This is a genomic window from Bacillus sp. AR4-2, assembly GCF_008274865.1.
Lineage (GTDB): Bacteria > Bacillota > Bacilli > Bacillales > Bacillaceae_G > Bacillus_A > Bacillus_A cereus.
On record NZ_CP031062.1, the window covers coordinates 2,551,159 to 2,573,142 of the forward strand.

Here is a 21,984-nt window from a genome sequence, read left to right on the forward strand (position 1 = left end):
AGTAGCCTATTCTTATTAACTCCACCAATAGTGGTAAAGGCAAGACTTAACTAACTTATATATATTAAAAGGAGTTAATGGTAGAATGAATAGAAGACAGAAAATTCCTTTTATTAAAAATAGAGGAGGTACATATGAAAAAAGTTAATGTTACATACGCGATTTTGTACGATAAAACTAATGAAAAGATTTTAATGGTAAAAAACAAAGGGGAAAATGGTTCTTATTATACATTACCAGGTGGCGCAGTTAAATTAGGAGAAACATTGGAAGAAGCAGTAATTCGAGAAGTAAAAGAAGAAACAGGGTTACATATAAACGTAAAAGGGATTTGTTCTATCAGTGAAGCCTTTTTCGAGGAAAGAGATCATCATGCAATTTTCTTTAATTTTCTAGGCGAAATAATCGGCGGGGAGACATATATATCAAGGCCAAAAGAAATCGAAGAGATTACTTGGATGGAATTACATATAGCAGCACCGTATTTACGCATACCAGAACATTTACTATATTTATTACAAAAGAAAGAAACAGTACCTTATTTTTTTAACGGAACAATCGTTCATCAATCTTCATAAAAATATTATCTCATGTAAGGCGGGGGAAACATGGAGTTTATCGTTAATCACAAACAATTCACTCAAGCACTTTCAGAAGTCAACAAAGCAATATCAACAAAATCTTTAATTCCTATATTATCTGGTATAAAAATAACTGCAGATCAATCTGGAATTACTTTAATTGCAAGTAACTCAAATATTTTTATTGAAAAATTCATTCCTGTTTCAATTGAAGACGAAAAGATTGCAACTATTTTAAAGGTAGGAACTATTGTTGTACCTGCAAAGTATTTCATTGAAATAATAAAGAAAATGCCAAGTGATATCGCAATAAAAAGTAAGAATGAGCAAACTATTAAGATACAATCAGAAGAAATCACATTAAGTTTAAATGGATTTCCTGCAGATGAGTTTCCGAATGTACCGCTTATAGACAATCATGCAGAAATCAAGGTAGAGACAGAGCAATTGATTGAAGTATTTAAACAAACAGTCTTTGCGGTAGCAAAAAATGAATCTAGACCTGTTCTTACTGGGGTGCATATAGAGTTATCTAATAATAAGTTAATTTGCGCTGCAACTGACTCACATAGACTAGCGATACGCGAAACATTACTTTCCTCAGATGTAAAAGCAAATTGTATTGTACCAAGCACAACCATTAGTGAACTTCTAAAATTAATGAACAGCAATTCGGAATTCGTATATATCTACCTTTCAGAGAGTCATATTATATTTACGCTCGGAACAACTACATTATATTCAAGACTAATTGAAGGGAAATATCCTAATATTTCTAACCTTATTCCAAATGATTTTAAAACGATTATTAACGTAGATAGAAAAAAGATATTACAAGGTGTAGACCGATCAAGTTTATTAGCAAGTGAATGGGCTAATAACAATGTTAACTTAGAAATCATAAACGAATCCACAATTAAAATTTCTTCAAACGCTTCTCAAATTGGGAAAATATCTGAAACGCAACAAATAGATGCGATTCAAGGTGAAAAACAATTAAATATATCTTTCGATGGGCGTTTTATGGTTGATGCTTTAAGAGCAATAAAAGAAGAAACGATTACTTTAAGTTTTGGAGGTTCTATGCGACCGATATTGATTGAAGCAGGAGAGCAATCTGCAGCAGTACATCTTATATCGCCAGTAAGAGCTTATTAAGGATAGAGGAAGGGATTAATAGACAAAGCAGCAATGGTAATCTGAAATACAAAGCAAAATAATAATAACCTCAATATAAAAGCCATAGATTAATTGATATGGGGTGAGTATGATGAAGAAAATAATTGTTTTACTCATTGGTATAGTTTTAATTACTTTTGCTTTTTATCAATACAATAAAAAAGACTATGCAGCTAAAAGTACTAACTTGTATGTAGAAAACTTTAAAGGGGGAAATGATTCAATAAAAATACAATCTGCTATTAATAAAGCAGAATCTAGTAAAATTAAAACGGTATTACTTGATGATAAGAAGTATAAAATTACGTCACCAATCATTGTTAAAAAAGGTGTGAAATTATTATTTGGTTATGGATCCCAATTTGTAGTTGAGGGAAACTTTAGAGTTCTAGAACTGGAGAACAACGCATCCATTGAAGGAGCGTATATAGCTATTGACGACCCTAAATTTAACTCTGAAGTTATTTATTTAGACGGTAAAAATAAATATTATAACACTTGGAACAAAACACAAATAAAAGATATAAATATTATTAATTGGACGGAAACGAATAAAGGTACCGGAATTTCTTTATACTCTGCTGGAAAAGAAAATGAAATTTCGTTTGTTAACTTCGAAAACATTAAAATTGTAGGAATGGAAACCGGACTAAAATTAGTAGCAAAAAAACCGAGCACCGGACAAGCTTGGATAAATGCCAATCGTTTTATGAACTTTTCTTTAGAAGACTGTGTAAATATGATTTATATGGATAGTCAAGTAACTACGCCAAATGAAATTAGTGGGAATCAATTTACAAATCTTCAAATACAGCCTTCAAATAAAACAAAAAGCATTATACAGGTAAGTGGTCAGCATAATGAATTTCATGGGATGGTGTGGGATTTAAATAAAATAAAACATGAAACCGAACTCATTGAACTGACTGATAAGAGTATGAATACAGTGGTTGAAATGTCCAGTGTACCAGCAAATAGAGTTTTAGATAGTGGGAAATCCAATATTGTGAAATAAGTTTAAATACAGAAAAAAGAGCGAATTCTTTATAAGAGGATTCGCTCTTTTTATATTTTAAAATTAAATTTCCTTCCACCAAGCGGATGAAGGATAATTTGTAGATTTTAACGTAATAGATTCACCAATTTGAGGCGTTGTAATTTTAACTCCTAAACGGTTAGCTTCTTTCGTAACACGTTCTATCGGGTCACTCCATTCGTGTAATGCTAATGTAAAAGCACCCCAATGAATCGGAAGAAGTAATTCTCCTTGTACATCAATATGAGCTTGTACAGTTTCTTCAGGCAACATATGAATCGCAGACCACCTCGGATCATATTGTCCGCATTCCATCAATGTAAGATCGAATGGACCATATTTATCACCAATTTCCTTAAAGTGAGGGGCATAACCGCTATCGCCACTAAAGAAAATTTTAGTCTTTTGACCAAGGATAAGCCATGAACACCATAATGAACAATCTCTATCTGTCATACTTCGTCCAGAGAAATGCCTTGCAGGAGCACAAACTAACTTAATATTATCAAATGTAATTTCGTCCCACCAATTATGTTCACTAATTTTACTAGGCGAAACACCCCATTTAATAAGATATTGTGCAACTCCAGTTGGAACATAAAAGTGCTTTGCGCGATCTTTTAACTGCATAATACTTTTGTAATTCAAATGATCATAGTGATTATGAGAAATGATAATCGCATCAATTTCTTGAAGGTCATCACGTTCTAAAGAAAAAGTACCACTATAGCGTTTACTATTAAACAAAGGAAATGGGGAAGAGGCATCTCCAAACATAGGGTCTAATAATAGTTTTTTACCTTCTATTTTCAAAAGAGAAGCAGAATGGCCAAACCATGTAACACTCTCTAACGATTCATTATTTTTATTTGATAAAACGATAGGCAAATCCTTTATAGGACGCAGCTTTGATTTTATTTTAAAGTAATCCGTCATTAAACTTATAATATCTTTCGGTTTAAAACTCATATCAGTATGAATTTGATTTGTATATTTCTTATTCATTCGTTCTCCTTTTTACGATTAACAATTTACGTATGTTGTTATTGTAGCTATTTGTAGTTTAAACTATATTATTTTACCTTTCATCTAAATTGCCTTGTATTTCATAAATTCGTCAAATTCATTATTTGTATCTATAAAGTACAAATTGCACAGTGGCAGCTAAAACAAATATTAAGTACATGTAAATTGTTTTTATTTAGTAAATTCCTTCTTATACGCAACAAAGAACATACGTTTCGTTGTATGTTATAGAAGAAAATATGTCTCTAATAAAAGAAAGGAAGGAGAGGATGTAAGTGCACATAGAGCGAAAAAAGAAATCAAAATGTAAACTATCAAAATCTGAAATCATGCATTTGTATACTGAAGGGAAGAGCACCTCAGAAATCGCCATGCTCGCTAATGTGTCTGCAAGGTATATTCGTATGGTTTTATCAGACAATAACGTACCAAGACGCGCTATAGGGAGTTGGAAGAGAAAGTATGACATAACAGAAGATTATTTTAAAACGTAGTCAAACAATATGGCTTATATTTTAGGGTTTATAGCAGCAGATGGTGTTATACAGAAAGAAAATCAATGTGTCAGTATATCTCAAAAAGAAAGTTATATTTTAGAAGATATAAAAAAAGAACTAAAAACAAACCAGCCACTTTATCAAAACAAAAAAACAGGCGTATATATGCTAAATATTAATAGCAAAACAATAAAAGACGACCTTATGAACATACACGGAATTATGCCATGTAAATCATTTAACATCGAATTTCCTTTTGTACCAGAAGAATATTTGCATCATTTTGTTCGTGGGTATTTTGATGGGGATGGTCATGTTAACTCTCACAAATACTTTGTTAGTTTTGTTGGTGGATCATATAATTTTATGAATTCTTTTAAAGATATCCTTGAGAATAATAAATTCCAATTAAGTTTTGTTGACAAAGAAAAACAATATCGTATTTACCTAAGTGGTAAAAATAATGTTAATAAATTTTCACGGTGGATTTATAAAGATAAAGGTTTACATTTAAAGCGTAAATACAATATTTTTCAAGAAAAAGAATAATTGTAATGATAATCGAATAATTCACAAATAAGTTCAATTATAAAATTAAAATTCACGATGAATTATTAATTGAGATCAAAGTAATTGCTAAAGCAAACAAATTATAAATATAGTTTAGTCAAATTCAAAGCAACTTGTTTAAATTTAATAATTAAACAAGTTGCTTTTTATTATGTTTTATTAATGATTATTTACGCTAATCCTGCATCAACGAACTATTCACTAATAAATAAAGAAAAGGGAAGTATACAAAATGAAACTAACCTATAATAAGTTTATTACTTTTTTCTAGTAGACATAATATATATTATAGGCAGTTATAGAAACAAAGTAATATCAGGTATCAAAAACCAAGTAAACTATACTTAATGAGACGAAACAGAGATTTTTAGTGAGATTCACATGAAATCTTATCTAAACAAATTTCTTCAGTTTTTATCGTTTTTATTTGTTATAAATTCATCACAGCAAATCTTAATCAATAATCGCTTAAGATTTAACGAATTAAAAACATTTTTGATTGGCAAGAAATTTTTATACAGACAAATTATTTCTATACAAAATCTAAATTAGTAATTTTATTTTATGTTTTACTTAATGAATTTATTGCTATTTGCACATGTTTTACAACTTTACATTATTTGTTGTTATTTCTGTTATTTAGACTTGACTTTCATTACACTCATTGTTTTTTATCCTAGTTAACATAACGCTTATTTTTAACATAAAAAAATCCTCCTCACCTTCAGGAAGATTTTTTGTTTGCTATTATTTTATTTATATCTTCTAGTAACAATCCCAATTGTAAATGACATTGGAAAAATCTAGATTTAACAAATCTTCCTTACGTATAAAGAAATTAGCAACCCCAGAATCGCCCCACATAATATTTAATGAATCGTCTGTATCGATTTGCAGCAATAATATGTCATGTTGCTGGTATTTTTCTTCCCATTCCCTTGGATCTGTCTGTGTGAAAAATGGATAACCACCAATTTTATGTCCTTGATCCTTACATAAATCATCATACAGTTCGCCTAATTCTGTATTATTTTCTTCATCAACAATTTCTTCCCAATCAATGTTATCACTAAAAATCATTTCAAATCGATAATCTCTTGGTGTTACTGGTTGATATGCCAACTCAAACTTTAGTTTTGCTGCTTCGGGTATGATAAAATTCTCTAAATCTAAAGTGTTTAAATAACTAAAATCAGTAATAACCTTATTTAAATCTTCTATAATTGTAGAATGATAAATAATTCGAAAGTCTTTTTGGACTGTTGGATGATCAAAATCTGCTCCAAAAAGATCTTCTTCAGCACTTATGAAAAACTGTAACATTCCATGTTGAGGCATATGTTCAATATTTGGTATTTCTTCAAGGTTTAACTGCGCAAGTAGCATCATAGGTTGTCCGTTTGAGTCTTTAGGATGCTCTTGATCTATAGGTAAATACGGATATCCACCAAACTTACTTTCAAAAAGCGTTGTCTCTGCTTGCGTTCCAGACACTTTAACATACGGTTTCACACTTTCTTCTAAAATACTACGATACTGTTCTAGTTCTTTCGGAATTTGAAGTTGATACGTATTCTTCACTACATTTGCCTCCCTTTAGTAATGAATTGAAAATGCCTAACTTAATTATATAGTAAGCGATAGCTCAATTGAAAATCGTTAAAAATCCATTTTCACCCTCATTTTTTGCGCGCTTGGTGGACAAAGTAGATTATGTTCTAATACCTTTTTATTAATAGTTCGAATTAAATCCGCTGTTTCTGCAGTATTTGTATTTTCTTTTAGCTTTTCTTTTAAATCGTCAATTTCTTTTGAAAGCTCAATTCACCTAGGTAAAACATGATTATTTGCTAAAGTTCTATAAAGTTGCTTTTCAGGATTGTACGAAAGATCTTTATCAAGATTAAGAGGTTTCCCTTTACCAGGTAAATGATCAAAAGACCCTTTCTTTTCTGCTTCTTTAACGATAGAACTAATATGATCTTCATACGTATAGGACCAAACTTTCTCATCTTTTACTAAAATCTCTTGCTTTTTTAGTTTTTTATCTAGTTCTTCTTGATTCATAGATTCTCTCTCCTTTTTATTTTCTAATGCCCTTAACCCATCGAATAGCTTTTCTCGCCACCATACGCTATCATGTCCGCCTTGAAACTCTTCGTAAGTGGTTTTGGTGTTTCATTTCTTCTAAAGCTTTATATAGCCGTCTATTAGCCGTTAAAAGAGGTTCGTTTTCAAGTTCACCTACTGCTATGTAAGTATTGAGGTGAGTTGCATTAGAATCTATTAATGAAATTTGATTTTCAATCCAAGGAATTGCATTTTCATAATCGTCCTTTTTCCAATGTACGGATCCAGACATTGACAACACATTTCCGAAAATATGTGGATTTTGAAGTGCTGCATAAAAAGCTGCTAAGCCACCAAGACTGAAACCAGCAATTGTTGTATGATTCCTTTCTTGATAAACGTGATACTTAGATTGAATCCACGGAAGTAATTCCTTTGTTAAAAATGTATTCATTTTATCGTTATAAGTTAGCTCTTCTAATCGATCAACAGGATCTATAGTAACAGCAATACACGATGGGATTTCTTTTTCGTAAATTAAATAATTAAGTGTTTTTGTGATTGAAAGGTCATTAATGAATGAATTCCCATCAAATACAATGAGAAGTTCTTGAATATGTGAAGTGTGAGAATAATCATGAGGCGTATAAATATGAATTTTGCGTGTGTTATTTAAAATCGAACTATAAAAAGAATATGTTTCAATCTTTCCGGATGGATAATCATTTGAAGGAAAACGACTGCTATATTGCACCTCCATTCCTATGTTTAACACAGACGCTTTATTGGTACCTTCTCCAAATGTATTTCGATTAAATTGGTCTATTTCGTACTGTTCACTACGCTTTATCCAATCATTTTCGAAAACATCGTTTACTGAAAAATAGTACGTTGAAATAAAACTCTTATCCGTCCTAAACGTTACATACCAAATATCTGTCTGTAACAATCGTTGTAATTGATTTACAGACAGATCCCAACCAGGAAAACTACCGAATACATAAACATTTTCAGTATTTTGATCGCCTAACCATATATACGTTATAAGTTTATACTGATTATCTGCAGGGCATTGTTCTATTAGTGGCGTGTGATTTGACTTGATTTCATGCAAAAAAGTATAAAGAGCTTTTTTGTTTCCATTCTTTAATTGATTTTTAAGCTTCTCTAACTTAGGACTGATTATTGTAGTCACCTCTCTTTCTCCTTTGTAGTATTTATTCTATATGTAGTTTTTTTCATTAGAATCCCTATATAAAAGTAGTCGTAAGTTATTTGTTTAGCGAAGTTATTTATTAGAAAAATAATCAATTGCCTGAATAGAAAGTTCTAATGATTTTATTCTTCTTTCTAAAAGCGTTCTTTGAGGACTCCCAAGCTTTGACTTAACGTAAATCTTTTCAATTGATGGAAGCAAACCAATTAGAACATTACGAGCTTCTGCTAAATCTTCCTGAGTATAATGATGAGTTTCTTGCTTCCAAACACTTTCTAACATAGCTAAGCCGATACTAGCTGCTTTGAGTCTTTTTTCACTAAAGTAGTATTTGATCCTTTTTGAGTCATCTGTGATAAGGCATTTTCAAGTTTACTAATTGTTGACTGTAAAGATTTTATTGATTCTACTTTATCTATATTTGATACGTTTTTCATGTTAATGTTATCCCTTCTATGTTGCTAACTTGTTTTGTTTAATGTTTAATGAAATCCTTAAAAGCTTGATTTCACTCGAAATATTTTAACATAAATAACTAACTGTATTCGAGTTGGACAATAACTTAAAGTAAAACAGCTATTCCTCTCTCCTCCCCTGTATCATTCTATTATATGTACTTCTTTCTTCTCATTAGAATTCCTATATAAACTAGTTGTTAATATTGAATGTTTTATGAACAAAAAAACGTACAAGTAATGTAACCTGTACGTTTTCGCTTTTATTCAGTAAGGTAATAAAGTAATAGCTTTCTGGTCTTCTCATAACTTATGAAATCTCTATACAAAATGGGATAATTCACAATTTCTGTTTCTAGAAAACGATATTGCGGAAACCACTCGAAAAACGATTTTCTTAACCACTTTATTTGTTGAAACGTAATGTTCTGTTCGTTTCCATTTAGTACAGAATTTAAAGTAGCTGCTGTATGCATCCAATAATGATTAAAATCAGCGTTTATACAGTCATCTTCGGTAAATTTACTTTTTAAATCTCGCTGCAATTTTGCTGTAGCACGATAAGGAAACGGTTTATGAAGTGGACTATGCATTTTCTGCAATTCCTTAAAAATAATTCGTTTTCCTAACTTCAACTTTCCACCCCTTTATTTCTCTATCCAATTTAATAAGTTTTCATAATGATATTGAGCATCGATATACCCAAGATTATATAGATTAACGAGCTTTTCCTTATTTCTTTCTATTCCGCTTATAGGAAGCTGTACACTTGGTTGAATTACATAAAAATTATCTTTTTGTTCTGCTCGATTCATATAAGATATCGTCTCATTATAAAAACGATAATGGTCTACTAAATTCTCTGCGATTTTCGGATATTTTCTATATAAAATTTTAGCCAGGCCTGAAAATTTATTTCGCTGCTTCTCATATCCTTCTGGCTTTGTCATAATTACAACGTTCTTTTCATAACCATCCTTTTGGGCTTTCAAAACAGGTATAGGGTCTATAATCCCTCCATCTAATAATTTTCGATTATTATATTCTACAGCAGGTGCTATAAACGGCACAGAGCTAGATGCACGAATGATTTTTAAAATATCATTTCCGTGTTCTGCTTTATTATAATAAATGGCTTGTCCTGATTCGCAATCAGTTGTCCCTATAACAAACTGTTCATTACAGTTTAAGAAAGTTTGAAAATCAAATGGTACAATTTTATTAGGTACTTCATCAAATAAAAAATCCATTCCGAATAATTCACGTTTTCGAATTAAGTTTCGATAAGATATATACCTGTAATCTGATACTAGCTCTGTATTTACTTTCTTATTTCTACCTTTTTGACGTGACAAATAGGTTGCTCCCATACAGGCTCCAGCTGATACGCCGACTACATATGGAAAGAATAAGTTCTTTTCCATGAAATATTCGAGTACACCTGCAGTATATAAACCTTTCATTCCTCCGCCCTCTAATACTAAACCAATATTCTTCATGCTATATCCCTCTGCTTCTTTTTTCTTAATTTCATATTAGCATAAGATTTTAAGATGAGGTTATATAAACTAATTACAACAATAACCAGAAACTACTAAAGTAATGTCATAATATCTTTGTGAGTAACATGTTACAATATAAGTAATTCATTCCACATATATTAAAGGAGGAATTTAATATGGGTTTATTTAGCGGTATTTTAGGAAATGCATCAAATACGAGTTCTGAAAGTGTAGAACGTGATTTAGAGAAGATTATGCTAGACGATGAAAAAGTAGAGCATGCTTATAAATTAATTCGTGATCTAATCGTATTTACAAATCGTCGTCTTATATTAGTAGATAAACAAGGAGTAACTGGCAAAAAAACAGAATACCATTCTATTCCTTATAAAAGTATTACACAATATAGCATCGAAACGGCTGGGCATTTTGATTTAGATGCAGAACTTAAAATTTGGGTGTCTAGTATGGAGGAACCAATTACGAAAGAATTTAAAGGTGACGATAGTATTTTAAGCATTCAAAAAGCGCTAGTAACCTTTACGACAAAGTAGTGGGTTTTGTATCTTTATTCATTTTCAAAATTACTAACCCGAGTATTTTGGAAGAACATACATTATTTTTGTATATTTAATCTGAAATAACATAAAAAGGTAAAGCGTATTTTAAATGCTTTACCTTTCTTTTTTGTAATAAACAAGTGTAGTTTTATCATTTAATTTCTTTATTACTTCTGTTCTTTTATACCCCATTTTCTCGTATAGAAAACAATTTCTTTCTTCTTCTAAAATCGTAGCAAGTTCAAAACTTCGTGCTTCTGGAAACATTTCTTCAATTAAAATAAGTACCTTCTGAGCAATTCCTTTCCCTTGATAGATTGGATGAATAAACATTGGACTAATCCAAAATTTATAAGGTAGTTCTTTTGCGGATATACATATTGCTCCAACAAGTTTCGAATCTATTATCACCTTATAAAAATTACTGCTGGGATTATTTATTCTAAAAATAGTTTTTTCAATAGTTTCATTTGCTGGATTTGTTTCATAGTCTTTATATTTATGTAATAAAGGGCTAAATGAGTCTATTTGCATTTGAAATAAATCTGTTGCATCACTTTCTGTCGCCTTCTCTAATGTAATCTCCATGTTACCAATTTAGTCGCCTTCTTAATGAAGTTATATGAGCTGTATGATGCCGTCCGTGCCATGCGTATAGTCCTATTGCAACAGCAAGTTCTGTTTCACCAGTTTCAGGATGGTTAAATGTCTTTTCTAAATCTTCAATTTCTAGAGAATATAAAAGGTTAACCCATCTTTTATGTAATGAATCTAGCATTACTAGTGAAACATCTACCGGTAATTTTGAATCGGGTAACTCTGCCCACTTCTCTTCTTTATACGGTTTGATAGTTGGATTCTTTTCTGTAAGTGCTAATTTGAAGCGTATGTAGCTATTCATATGGCTATCAACAACGTGATGAACAACTTGACGGACAGTCCACCCTCCAACGCGATATGGTGTATCTAACTGCTTCTGATCTAAATCTTTAATTGCCTTTGTTAGTTCATTAGGTAAATCTTCAATTTCTTGAATCCATGTATCAATCATTTCTTCAGTTATAGGACGTTTGTATGTAAATTGGCCAATTGGATAACGTAAATCATTCATGAATAAGTCCTCCTTATTATAAGCGCGAAGTATTTCTCCAAATATAGTGTACAAACTTCACATGTTCTCCATGTAATTCTACAGATGTTATATCTGATTCATTTTGATAAGAAGAAAATCCGCTTTTTTCTAGTACAATTTGTGATGCGAGATTATTAGTCGTTGTTTTAGCATGAACTTCAGTAATTTCATTATTTTTCGCTACATCTAAAATTAATTTTACGGCTGCTGTTGCAACTCCTTTTTTAGTAAATTTTTCTCCGACCCGATACCCGAGGGAACTAATTCGAGTTTCCGTATCTATATCTACTAAATTAATTCGCCCTACAATTTCTTTTTCTTCATTACGAATTAAATAAAAATAAGAATCTCCATCCGCTTGTTCTATTAATAAATCGTTTAGTAGTTTTTGGAAATATTCAAATTCAAAATATTTTGAGCCACGATTTGGTACCATTGTTTCAAAAAAAGATTTATTCGTAAGTTCAAACATAAATAAATCCTTAGCATCTTGTTCCTTTAGTTGCTCTATGTATATTTCCATCCCGTATTCTCCTTCTTGATTTACTAACTGTTATACATTCTTTTTTAATCAATTATATTCCTGCTATTTCTTTCGATTAAGTAATATAGATAGTAACACTTTCGGATGAAAAAGATGAAATGGATTACGAATTAAGTTCATCACTCGTACTAACCGAATATAAACATCAGAATTACTTGCAGATAGTCGATATATTTGTTTCGTATACCATAGCTGAAATTTTTGTTTTGTAGTTAATTCTCTCTTTAGTTGCGGGTGACGTGATATTTCTGTTGTTGTCATATCCCAAGGGGTTTCTATTATAGTAGCTGCCTTTTTATAAAATTGTTGTGTAAATGTTTTATCAAGATGTTTTCTATCTTGCAAAAGTAATTGCAATTGGTGAGCCTCCATAGCAGCAACTGATACGCCTTGGCCGAAAACGGGATCAAAACGACATTGCGCATCTCCAACAACTAATAATCCTTCTGGTACATTATTCACTAAATCAAATCGCCGGCGTACTTGATAAGGAATTTTGTATGTCTTTATATCAGTAATTCCCTCGGCCTTGTTTAAGAAATCTGTAACATTAGAAATTGATAGGTTTTCAGCAAAATCATAAAACTCATCATCTGTTTGTGGTGCTTTCTCGTTTGCGTATCCACTGAAAGTAACAAAATAACGATTATCTTCTATCGTTTGAATAAGAACGCCATAAGGGTTATCAGGGAAACTCGGAGACATTAGCACATTGCAACAGTCTAATTTCTCATTTTCTTTAAGTTTGAACATTTTCGTTGCGTAAAATAAATCAATACGAACTTTCTCTTCTTGTACTTCAATTTCGTATTCTCGTAGCCACTCTATACTTTTTGAGCCAAATCCACTCGCATCAACTACAAGATCCGCATGAACTTCTTCTTGTGTGTTTGTCTCTAGATATTTAACTTTTACTCCACACACTTTGTTAAGCTTTGCATCTACCAATAACCCTTTAACCAATGTTTCATATTTAATAGTAATATTTGAAATTTGATGTATTCGTTTTTGAATATGCCATTCTAGCAAAGGACGACTTTGTTGAATCATATGTACTTCCCCTATGAATGGCTGTTTCCATAAACCAAATTGATGCCATTTCAAATCACGCGTAAAGTTGTTTATAATACTACCCGCTTCTATTAATTCGTTCGTAATATTAGGAAACAATTCTTCAATTGCGTTTTCTCCACCTTTTAATAACACGTGAGGATGATTACTTTGTGGAACTCTTTTTCTCAAAGACTTTCCATCCCATCTTTCACCAGTTTCTATAATGATTACTTCTTTAAAAGAAGTTGATAATGCTTTTGCTGCAAACTTTCCTGCCATACTTCCACCAATAACGATAGCCTTATTAAACATATTTTCCCCCTTAATAAAAAGAGATCCTGCCTTGTATGAATGAAACAGGATCTTAAACTAATTAACTTCTTTATCATTATACTTAAAATACATCAGTAAATTGCAACATTAAAATTAAAATACCTAATCCCCATACGTAATACGCGAATACTTTTAAGGAGTGACGTTTTAAATATTGAATCATCCATGAAACAGCTATGTATCCAAAAAACGCTGCTGATAACGTTCCGATAATTAAAGATGTACTAGAAATAGATTCTGCTTTCCCTTGAAAAACGTCTATAAATTGCAAAATGATAGCTCCAACAATGGCTGGTGTCGATAGTAAAAAAGAAAAGTAAGCAGCAGTTTCACGGTCTAATTTTCTCCATAATGCAGCGACAATTGTCATTCCAGAACGGGAAATGGCTGGAAAAATAGCAGCAGCTTGAAATGAACCGATAATTAATGCGTCTTTATATGTTATGTCATCCATTTTTTTACGACCATTCTTTTGTTTATCTGCCGTGTAGAGAAAGAATCCGGTCACTAAAAACTCCCAACCGATCGTGATTCCTGTTTTTGAAATATCTTCAAAGAAATCTTTAAACAATAAACCAATTACAACTGCGGGTATTGTCCCAACGATAAGTAATAACATGAGCTTTGAAAATGGGTTTTTAATTAAATATATAAATTCTTTTTTGTAATAAATAAAAACCGCAAGTAAAGTCCCAATATGCAGCATCGTATCTAAAAATAAGCCAGCCTCATCTAATCGGAACAAATGCCTTCCTAAATAAAGATGTCCGGTACTACTGATTGGTAAAAATTCTGTTAAACCTTGAATTATACCTAGTATGAAAGCTTCTAACCAATTCATGATGGTCTCCTTTCTCTTTTGCTTGTACCAATATATGAGGGTTAAATTTTCGATATGAAAAAAACTATATTTCTCTATGAATTTACTTTTCATTTATGGATATATATGTAAAGAGGGTTAAGGAGGGTTATTATGTGGAAGCACACAAAATTCGGTAATGTATTACTTTGGGTGGGCCCTATCCTTGTATTTTTAGGACTATGTATGACAAATGTTATTTCAGATATTCCTTTCTTTGAGGGAAAACATAAAACGGTTGGTATTGTACTTATATTTATAGGTGTAATCTGTTTTGTTGCTGCTAATCATTTGAAAAAAGGAGAAAGATATGAAGAATAAATCTAAATAAAAAACAATCCTGGCATATTAGCTAGGATTGCTTTTTATTAATGTTGATTATTTGTAGAATACTTTATCAACGTTATATTTCGCTTTGTATTCATTAATGATATATGTTTCGTAAATTTCTCTTTCTGTTGGATCTTCTACGATACATGCATCAATGCGGTATACTTCATCACGGTGATTTTTAATTGGTGAAACATTATCTTCAAAATGCTTCTTAATACGTTGTCTAATTTTACGAGCTTTACCTACGAAAAGAAGTTCGTCATTAATATTGTAAAACATAAAAATGCCGCCTTTATCTCTAGGGAACAAGTGGAAATCGATAAATCCATTAATTGGAGTAATGATTGGCTCGTCTCCTTTAATAACTTGTTTACGTTCAGTAATTGAAACATCAGCTTCAGGAATATTAATTTTAATCAAGTTCATTCACGTCCTCTTTTATTATAAAGATAAATAATAGCATACATAAGTAAGAAAAGCTATGTTCAGAGGCATATTTCATTTTATAATTCAAATATTATAGGTGTATCATGTAAACTTTTCTTCCAAATCATATGATCACTGGATTCTCCCCAGTAATTTTTCAATACATAGCTAGGTTTTCCAAACTTTTTCATCCATATACTTTGCGCATTTTTATATCCACTATCTAAACAATATTCTGTTATCCCTCTGCTAAGTAATGTAAGAAACATTGTATGTAGTAATAAACTCCCTATTCCCTTTCTCTGATACTCCGGAAGTATGAATACAGTTCCTATTTCATACAAATTTTTAAGTACACCACCTGTACAACTATTAATCAATGTACTTGCTGGACCGATTTCGATTGTTCCAATGATTTTATCGTTACTTGTATCAATTGCTAATAAAAAGTAACGACTTTCTCCGTTACTATCAAAATCACTTTTCAAATACTGCTTTTTTGAGTTAATTTCATTTTCTATGTCATCTAATAATTGTGACAATCCTTCATTTTTGTATGTATTCGTAATAACTATACGGAAAAATAAATATAGTTCATCTATATCATTCAAATTCGGTCTTCTAACTGCAACGTTAGTCATGAATTCAATCTCCAATCCTCATTATGCCATTGTCAATACAACACTTTATATAATCTATTCATCATTATTCTGCAAAAACCTGCATAAATCCAACAGTATAGAAAGCTCATTATAAATATTGATAAAATAATTTTTATATCCATAGTTGTATGAACAGCAGGACCAAGTACCGGAAAACGGAAAACATCGAGAACGATCATAATACCAATAAGTAGACAAGTTGCTGAAAAGGAAACAATCCAAATTCTCCTCTTTAATTTTAAAAAAGATACTCCTAAGGCTAGACCTAATAAGCCTGTAGTAAAAGGAAAGACAATTAGTTCACTGGGCTCAATAATAAATAATAGAAAAATAGTAAGAATATAAGAAAGTATTCCCTCACGAATAGAATAGAAAATAGCAAAAAAAATCGGTAATGTCGAAAATGGACTAATGAGCAAACCTATACCAGGAACTAAGTTCCCAGCTGCTTGAAACATGGTGGCCAATGCACTCATCAAAGCTGTAAGTACTAACTTATTCGCAAGGGACAATTTTCTTTTATGAACAAAGCTCGTATCATGTTCTATCATCAGTTGATACCAATAACGTACAAACCAATTCATCAATATCTCCCCCTAAAGATGCCTCATTCATTACTTTCCATATTATTCATACACTAGTGGTTTATGAGCTGCTTTCTACTTGTTATGAATTACTATATAATAAAAGGCTTTTAGGGGGATAAATTGTGCGTTTTGAAACAAAATAAATTCCTTGGATTATTAAACTACGAGTGTATATCGTATCAGGGAATAATTTCAAAAATGGTACCTTTGTTAAAATCAGTTACTTTCATAGAACTGTAAACTCCTAAATATAATTTAGTTTGATCCGAATTTGTTCCTAAACTCATATAATAAGCTGGTTGCGTACCAAAATCATAATTGGTTTCAATAACATGAAAGTCAGCATGTTTACCGTCTGTACCTGCTCTAGTATAGGCTAAAACACCCTTAATTGGAGACTGAGATTCTCCTTTCTTGGCAAGGTCAGTAAAAACAACGCTACCTGTTAAATTTGGAATTGCATTTCCCATATATGGCTGAACTCCTGTAAGTGAAGTTCCTCCAAACTTATCTGTTCTAGAATCTTTATGAAAATAACTAAGTAGAGGCAGAATACGCTTCACTGAAGTTTGTATTGTTTCATCATAATAAACCATTGTTCTCTCATCCAAAGTCTGATTCTCAGAACAATGTCGTATAAAAGAAGTAGGTAAATCCCCTTCCCATCCTCGCCACCCAAAATTGATAACCCCATCTTGATTGGGAGTTAACCTCATAAAATGCATTTGAACAAGTTCTGTAACCGGTATAGGTTTATATTGAATAAATGAAAAAATAGACTCTACAATATCTTGTCCGACATTTCCGGCGTATTTGATATATTGATTATAAAACCTTTGAAATGAAATGCCGGTTATATTACGTACTCCTTTTGCAATTACTGTAAGTGTTTCTTGTATAGATAAAGGAAGTTCATTAAAGCGTGTAACTATAGGAAGGTTATTTATGAATGTATTTTTACTTACATCGATTTCAATAATTTTACCTGCTATTTCTAAATCATCTTGGCTTAAATTGAACGGATCATAACCCGAGCCACCATCTCCATTTGTAAAAACAAGTTTCCCCGTCTCTGGAGAAAAGTTTAAAGTATTTACTCCATTATGATTAAAAAATGGGCGTTTTATATTAAGTAATGTTCTACGTTTTTGAGGGTGCCCGTTTGATTGTAAAATCCATTCTTCAATTGTATCGATATGATCATATTGCGTATCTCTATTTAGCCATTTTAAATTTAAAGTTTTCGGGTCACAAGGATTCGGTTTAAATTGTTCAGAAAGTGCACCTGGCCCTTGAGTTCCAGCGACGGAATAATGAAGATAAAATAAACCGTTTTGGTAAAATTGTGGATGGAACGCAAGTCCAAGCAATCCTCGTTCATCATAACCGCTACTAGAAACACCTTCTTCAAATGTACCTAATTTAATAATTAGGTGACGAATATCTAAAAATGTCTTTATAACCCCGTCCCCTATGTAAAAAATCTCCCCTAATTGAGTTGCGATAAATAGTCTTTCGGTCGATTCACCTGGAAGTATCGTTGTTTTCAATACAGTTGGTAAATTTACGTTATGAACAATGGGTCGTAAACCAACTTTAACTTTTGTCAATTAACTGTACACCCCTTTTTCTTCTTTTTTATAGAAGAATATGATTAGAGTAGTTCTGTTAGTATCAAATAAGTTATATTCCTTTTTATTACAATTTTGTATATAATATGATTATAAATAATCCGGGGGACGAACTATGATAATCGTACTACAAATCATCTTACCACTAATTTTCGCAGTCTATTTATTTACCCTCTATCGTAAAGGGACGTATGGATCAGCTTCATTCATTTTAGCAGTCATGATAGGAATTTTCGGTTTAGAGAATATCTTTCAATATGCTAGTCTAACAGATCATGCTATTTATCCATATTGAGGCAGTTTGAAGGCTGTTGTTATCGTTTTATCAGTCGTATTTCTATTTAAAAAAGGTGGTTTAACAGGAAAATATTGATTTTTAATGCGTTACATATTTTCTTGTTAAATTGCTTTTATTTTATAAAAGAAGAAATATTTATGTAAAAACACGAAGAGATGTGTTACATATGTCTATAAATATTATTTCAATAGTATCTATCATAATATGGATTGTGTTAATTACAGAACTTATAAAACCTTCAAAAGAACAGAATGGACGAAAAATAGTAACTTTAGTAACTGCTGGTTCCGCATCAACACTTATTTTGACGGTTTCATTTATTCAAAATATCCCGTTTTGGAATTGATAGTGATATAACTAACAAAAATATGTATAAATAAAAAGATTAGGATTCACTCCTAATCTTTTTATTTTTTGAGGTAACACCACATGCCCAGCAAGCTAAGGTCTTGGAGTAGCCCCTAAACAAAATTTGAAATTTTTCTAAAGTTATTTATGTGAATTTAACTCGTTTTCAGGAACATATGTGATCCTTTTACAATTTGAATTTCTTTTTAAGCTTCTTATATTTTCTATACGAACGTCTAACAATGTTTAACATAAAATACGGTACTTTAATAGGGAAAGGCAATTTATATATGAAAGGAAAATAAAAGGTGAAATATGCCTTTTCTAGGTCTCTCCACTTACTATCTTCTTTTGTTTTTAAGAAATCAGATACATCGACTACATATCCCCTTCCTTTTTCCATCATCACATTTTTCCCGTGAACATCACAAGGAGTTAATCCCTGTTCCCTCGCATACTCTAAAGCCTTATTGATATCAAGTATTACCTGCTTAGGAATTTTAATCCCCTTATGAATAGCATCGTATAAGGTAATTTCTTTTAAACGTTTCAATACTATGAAATTTTCTCCTTTATATATAAGCTTTGAATAAGAAGGATGATTTCCGATTCTTCGGTATACTTCTGACTCTTTTTCAATTCCTTCTCCTTCTCGCACGTAAACTTTCACTACCCAATCTTTGTATTCTTTGTGCATGAATACTGCGGCATAATTACCTGTTCCTAAACACTTCCAAAGTCTAGGAATATCTTTAACTACTACAGGCTCGAATTCATCCTCACTTCTGATACTTACCTCTTTTAATAATTCGTTATTTATCAATCCCACAAAACTATTTATACTCATCATTCCCACTCCGGTTTTGCTAAAAGGGGGCCCACCCACATTTTAACGAAAATATACACTAAGCGAATTTTAGCATAAAACGAGTCATCTTTCTTCCTAAAATAAAAAGCTAACTCGTTTTATTTGAACTGTTGAATACTTAATATTTATTCCGTTATTCATAGCCAAAAACCGTACGATATAAAAATATTTCTAACTATTTTCATTTTTTCAGAGGCAAGTGTATAGGGCTTTTCTTAGTACAAGTTCTGTTCGTTCATTACCCATGCCAAATCTATAAAACATTGTTTAGAAGTGTAGCAAGGGTTTGTTAATGGTTCAATTCTTCTTCCACAACTATTTTTGTTAGCAAAAACTTTTATTGTTTTAATAGTCTTTTGTTTAATTCCCACAATGCTGTTTTGTTGCTATCCCATTTCAAAAGCGTTACTGCTTCCTCAAAGCATAACCATTTATAATTAAAGTGTTCTTTAGATAATGATATGTTTTTTGTAGGGACTTTAACTCCAAAAGAAAATTCTTTTATTACATAAACCTCTTCTCCCCAAAGGAATCCTCCAACTACATCCTCTACTGGTAGTGAAGACACAGAATCTAATTGTATATATGGACATTCTCTTGTAATACCAGCCTCTTCAAACGCTTCCCGTTTTGCTGATTCAATAGGAATCTCACCGTCTTCTCCGCCACCAGCTATTCCTTGCCAATAACCATAATCACTTCGGTTAAAAATGGCATATTGAATAGAATCGGCAGTTTTTATATAAGGAAATATCAATACTTGATATGACGCCCTCATTACTTAACCTCCTCTCGAAAATAAGTTTTAAATCAATATGAATAAAGAGCCGCCATCACAATTCTACATTATTAATGCAGGTTTATAATGTCGGCCCTCTATTTTTAAATAATTTTATTTTTCATAAACAGGCTTACTCTTAACAGAGGAAAAACTGATTATTTCTTGTCGAATTTATTTAACATGGTTTTTCCTAAATGTTAGCAGTACCCTATATTATTCAATTGCACCAGCAACATCATAATCATTTAAATCTAATTCAATCGTTTTTCCGAGCGCTAGTTTAGCAAGTTCCGCTCCTAGATATGGACCAGCTGTTAAACCCGAAGCCCCTAATCCATTCGCAACGAGAATTCCTTCAAAGTTAGGTAGCGGTCCGATAACAGGTAAGAATCCTGGTGTGAATGGTCTGAATCCTACTCTCGTTTCAAGCATTGTAGCATTTTCTAAGCCAGGTGCAACTGATAATGCCTTATGGAATACTTCATGTAAACCACCTGCTGTTACACGATGATCGAAACCAGTATCATTCTCATGTGTTGCACCAATTACGACATGACCATTGTCAAACGTTAAAATATATTGATCGTTTGGTGGCATAACAACTGGCATATTTTCTGTTACTGTATTTTCAATTTGTAGATGAACAATTTGTCCTTTTTGGAATGTAACTAAGAAATTAATTCCTAATGGGTTCAAGATTTCATTCGCCCATGCGCCTGCAGTTACAATAACCTTTTCTGCTAAAATTGTTTCATCGTTTACTGTAACTCCAGTAATATGATTTCCTTCACGGACTAATATGGCATCGCCTTTTATAAAAGTTGCACCATGTTTTTTCGCAGCACTTATTAATGCATTGCGTAATAATCTTCCATTTACTCGTGCAGCACCACTAATATGAACAGAACTATATTCGTCTGATAATGCTGGGAATAATTTTTTTGTTTCTTCAGCTGATAAGCGAGTTATTTCACCAATCTCTGGGGCATCTTCACGTCGTTTATAAGCTCGTTCTTCCATTTGATCTAACTTTTTCTCGTCAGTATGTAAACTAATTGCACCTACACGATTATATCCTGTGTCAGTTTCACCGTCTTCTTCTAATTGCTGAATTAACGAAGAATAGTAACGTGCACCGCCTTTAACGATTTTATACCATGCTTTATTACGACGCTGTGATAGCCATGGACATACAATACCTGCTCCTGCATCAGTTGCTTGCCCTAATTGTTGGCGATCCACGATAGTAACATTCGCACCTGTCTTAGCAAGATGATAAGCAGTAGACGCTCCTAAAATTCCAGATCCAACTACAATATACGATTTCATTTCAAACACCTTTTCTCTTTTGCTAATTATATAAATATACGAACATTCCTTAGTATAATGGAAGGAATGCTTTTTTCAATGTACTCATCACAATTAATTGTTGCAGCA

General features: G+C 31.8%; 24 protein-coding genes and 3 pseudogenes. 8 read left to right on the forward strand and 19 right to left on the reverse strand.

The features are described 5' to 3' along the window. Nucleotides 1–134: 134 nt before the first annotated feature. The 3 genes from DN399_RS13155 (at nucleotide 135) to DN399_RS13165 (ending at nucleotide 2,775) form a co-directional block, all read left to right on the forward strand. The gene (locus DN399_RS13155) at nucleotides 135–578 is read left to right on the forward strand and encodes an NUDIX hydrolase (protein WP_098376229.1); all 444 of its coding nucleotides are present in this window, start codon (nucleotides 135–137) and stop codon (nucleotides 576–578) included. Between the two features lie 30 nt (nucleotides 579–608). Beyond that, entirely contained in the window at nucleotides 609–1,739 is a 1,131-nt protein-coding gene (gene dnaN / locus DN399_RS13160) for a DNA polymerase III subunit beta (protein ID WP_149149679.1), read from the forward strand. Nucleotides 1,740–1,851: 112 nt separating this feature from the next. Further along, a complete protein-coding gene (locus tag DN399_RS13165; RefSeq protein WP_141402966.1) occupies nucleotides 1,852–2,775 on the forward strand; it encodes a hypothetical protein in 924 nt (307 codons plus the stop codon). A gap of 63 nt (nucleotides 2,776–2,838) precedes the next feature. On the opposite strand, the gene DN399_RS13170 is transcribed toward DN399_RS13165, so the two are convergent. Continuing rightward, nucleotides 2,839–3,801, reverse strand: a complete 963-nt coding sequence (locus tag DN399_RS13170) for an MBL fold metallo-hydrolase (protein WP_149149680.1) — start codon at nucleotides 3,799–3,801, stop codon at nucleotides 2,839–2,841. A 296-nt stretch (nucleotides 3,802–4,097) separates the two neighbouring features. Between DN399_RS13170 and DN399_RS13175 the strand changes: the two are divergent. Next, a pseudogene (locus tag DN399_RS13175) lies at nucleotides 4,098–4,868 on the forward strand (LAGLIDADG family homing endonuclease). A gap of 786 nt (nucleotides 4,869–5,654) precedes the next feature. Here DN399_RS13175 and DN399_RS13180 read toward each other — a convergent pair. The 6 genes and pseudogenes from DN399_RS13180 to DN399_RS13205 all read right to left on the reverse strand — a co-directional run bounded on the left by DN399_RS13180 (nucleotide 5,655) and on the right by DN399_RS13205 (nucleotide 10,129). After that, nucleotides 5,655–6,470 carry a YwqG family protein gene (locus DN399_RS13180; protein ID WP_006929708.1) on the reverse strand — a complete coding sequence of 272 codons (816 nt, stop codon included), beginning with the start codon at nucleotides 6,468–6,470 and terminating at the stop codon, nucleotides 5,655–5,657. A 243-nt stretch (nucleotides 6,471–6,713) separates the two neighbouring features. Further along, nucleotides 6,714–6,956 (reverse strand): DnaJ family domain-containing protein, encoded by a 243-nt coding sequence (locus tag DN399_RS28415; protein WP_255478127.1) that lies wholly within the window; start codon nucleotides 6,954–6,956, stop codon nucleotides 6,714–6,716. Nucleotides 6,957–7,026: 70 nt separating this feature from the next. Continuing rightward, nucleotides 7,027–8,154: an alpha/beta hydrolase-fold protein gene (locus tag DN399_RS13190; protein ID WP_006929712.1), complete on the reverse strand. Its 1,128-nt coding sequence runs from the start codon at nucleotides 8,152–8,154 to the stop codon at nucleotides 7,027–7,029. 93 nt (nucleotides 8,155–8,247) lie between these two features. Beyond that, a pseudogene (locus tag DN399_RS13195) lies at nucleotides 8,248–8,612 on the reverse strand (hypothetical protein). A gap of 281 nt (nucleotides 8,613–8,893) precedes the next feature. Further along, a complete protein-coding gene (locus DN399_RS13200) occupies nucleotides 8,894–9,265 on the reverse strand; it encodes a YxiJ-like family protein (protein WP_000765936.1) in 372 nt (123 codons plus the stop codon). A 12-nt stretch (nucleotides 9,266–9,277) separates the two neighbouring features. Beyond that, a complete protein-coding gene (locus DN399_RS13205; RefSeq protein WP_086388191.1) occupies nucleotides 9,278–10,129 on the reverse strand; it encodes a patatin-like phospholipase family protein in 852 nt (283 codons plus the stop codon). A 179-nt stretch (nucleotides 10,130–10,308) separates the two neighbouring features. On the opposite strand from DN399_RS13205, the gene DN399_RS13210 reads away from it, so the two are divergent. After that, a complete protein-coding gene (locus DN399_RS13210; RefSeq protein WP_000522476.1) occupies nucleotides 10,309–10,686 on the forward strand; it encodes a PH domain-containing protein in 378 nt (125 codons plus the stop codon). A gap of 120 nt (nucleotides 10,687–10,806) precedes the next feature. Here the strand turns inward: DN399_RS13210 and DN399_RS13215 are convergent, their stop codons facing one another. The 5 genes from DN399_RS13215 to DN399_RS13235 all read right to left on the reverse strand — a co-directional run bounded on the left by DN399_RS13215 (nucleotide 10,807) and on the right by DN399_RS13235 (nucleotide 14,595). Beyond that, nucleotides 10,807–11,280 carry a GNAT family N-acetyltransferase gene (locus tag DN399_RS13215; RefSeq protein ID WP_000406651.1) on the reverse strand — a complete coding sequence of 158 codons (474 nt, stop codon included), beginning with the start codon at nucleotides 11,278–11,280 and terminating at the stop codon, nucleotides 10,807–10,809. 1 nt (nucleotide 11,281) lies between these two features. Continuing rightward, nucleotides 11,282–11,803 carry a YfiT family bacillithiol transferase gene (locus DN399_RS13220; protein WP_086388193.1) on the reverse strand — a complete coding sequence of 174 codons (522 nt, stop codon included), beginning with the start codon at nucleotides 11,801–11,803 and terminating at the stop codon, nucleotides 11,282–11,284. 16 nt (nucleotides 11,804–11,819) lie between these two features. Beyond that, nucleotides 11,820–12,347 (reverse strand): GNAT family N-acetyltransferase, encoded by a 528-nt coding sequence (locus DN399_RS13225; protein WP_149149681.1) that lies wholly within the window; start codon nucleotides 12,345–12,347, stop codon nucleotides 11,820–11,822. 63 nt (nucleotides 12,348–12,410) lie between these two features. Beyond that, a complete protein-coding gene (locus tag DN399_RS13230) occupies nucleotides 12,411–13,733 on the reverse strand; it encodes an FAD-dependent oxidoreductase (protein WP_149149682.1) in 1,323 nt (440 codons plus the stop codon). A gap of 82 nt (nucleotides 13,734–13,815) precedes the next feature. Further along, nucleotides 13,816–14,595, reverse strand: coding sequence for an undecaprenyl-diphosphate phosphatase (locus DN399_RS13235; RefSeq protein WP_049108018.1), 780 nt, complete (start codon nucleotides 14,593–14,595; stop codon nucleotides 13,816–13,818). 132 nt (nucleotides 14,596–14,727) lie between these two features. On the opposite strand from DN399_RS13235, the gene DN399_RS13240 reads away from it, so the two are divergent. Then, nucleotides 14,728–14,934, forward strand: a complete 207-nt coding sequence (locus DN399_RS13240) for a hypothetical protein (RefSeq protein ID WP_000265477.1) — start codon at nucleotides 14,728–14,730, stop codon at nucleotides 14,932–14,934. 57 nt (nucleotides 14,935–14,991) lie between these two features. Here DN399_RS13240 and DN399_RS13245 read toward each other — a convergent pair whose 3' ends face one another. The 4 genes from DN399_RS13245 to DN399_RS13260 all read right to left on the reverse strand — a co-directional run bounded on the left by DN399_RS13245 (nucleotide 14,992) and on the right by DN399_RS13260 (nucleotide 18,231). Continuing rightward, on the reverse strand, nucleotides 14,992–15,372 hold the full coding sequence (locus tag DN399_RS13245; protein WP_001048941.1) for a nucleotide excision repair endonuclease: 381 nt from the start codon (nucleotides 15,370–15,372) through the stop codon (nucleotides 14,992–14,994). A gap of 77 nt (nucleotides 15,373–15,449) precedes the next feature. Next, nucleotides 15,450–16,013, reverse strand: a complete 564-nt coding sequence (locus DN399_RS13250; protein ID WP_086388195.1) for a GNAT family N-acetyltransferase — start codon at nucleotides 16,011–16,013, stop codon at nucleotides 15,450–15,452. Nucleotides 16,014–16,045: 32 nt separating this feature from the next. Then, nucleotides 16,046–16,618 (reverse strand): YybS family protein, encoded by a 573-nt coding sequence (locus DN399_RS13255; RefSeq protein WP_078384551.1) that lies wholly within the window; start codon nucleotides 16,616–16,618, stop codon nucleotides 16,046–16,048. A gap of 182 nt (nucleotides 16,619–16,800) precedes the next feature. After that, on the reverse strand, nucleotides 16,801–18,231 hold the full coding sequence (locus DN399_RS13260; RefSeq protein WP_086388196.1) for a PQQ-dependent sugar dehydrogenase: 1,431 nt from the start codon (nucleotides 18,229–18,231) through the stop codon (nucleotides 16,801–16,803). A gap of 136 nt (nucleotides 18,232–18,367) precedes the next feature. Here DN399_RS13260 and DN399_RS13265 point away from each other — a divergent pair. Together DN399_RS13265 and DN399_RS13270 are read left to right on the forward strand one after the other, a co-directional pair. Beyond that, nucleotides 18,368–18,625: pseudogene (locus DN399_RS13265) on the forward strand (hypothetical protein). Nucleotides 18,626–18,716: 91 nt separating this feature from the next. Further along, nucleotides 18,717–18,896, forward strand: coding sequence for a hypothetical protein (locus DN399_RS13270; protein WP_000026325.1), 180 nt, complete (start codon nucleotides 18,717–18,719; stop codon nucleotides 18,894–18,896). Between the two features lie 189 nt (nucleotides 18,897–19,085). On the opposite strand, the gene DN399_RS13275 is transcribed toward DN399_RS13270, so the two are convergent. From DN399_RS13275 to DN399_RS13285, 3 genes are all read right to left on the reverse strand, one after another. Continuing rightward, the gene (locus tag DN399_RS13275; protein WP_006929730.1) at nucleotides 19,086–19,748 is read right to left on the reverse strand and encodes a protein kinase family protein; all 663 of its coding nucleotides are present in this window, start codon (nucleotides 19,746–19,748) and stop codon (nucleotides 19,086–19,088) included. A gap of 355 nt (nucleotides 19,749–20,103) precedes the next feature. Next, complete coding sequence (locus DN399_RS13280) at nucleotides 20,104–20,544, reverse strand: NUDIX hydrolase (RefSeq protein ID WP_016122617.1); 441 nt, start codon at nucleotides 20,542–20,544, stop codon at nucleotides 20,104–20,106. Between the two features lie 216 nt (nucleotides 20,545–20,760). Next, nucleotides 20,761–21,876, reverse strand: coding sequence for an NAD(P)/FAD-dependent oxidoreductase (locus DN399_RS13285; protein WP_149149683.1), 1,116 nt, complete (start codon nucleotides 21,874–21,876; stop codon nucleotides 20,761–20,763). Nucleotides 21,877–21,984: the final 108 nt, after the last annotated feature.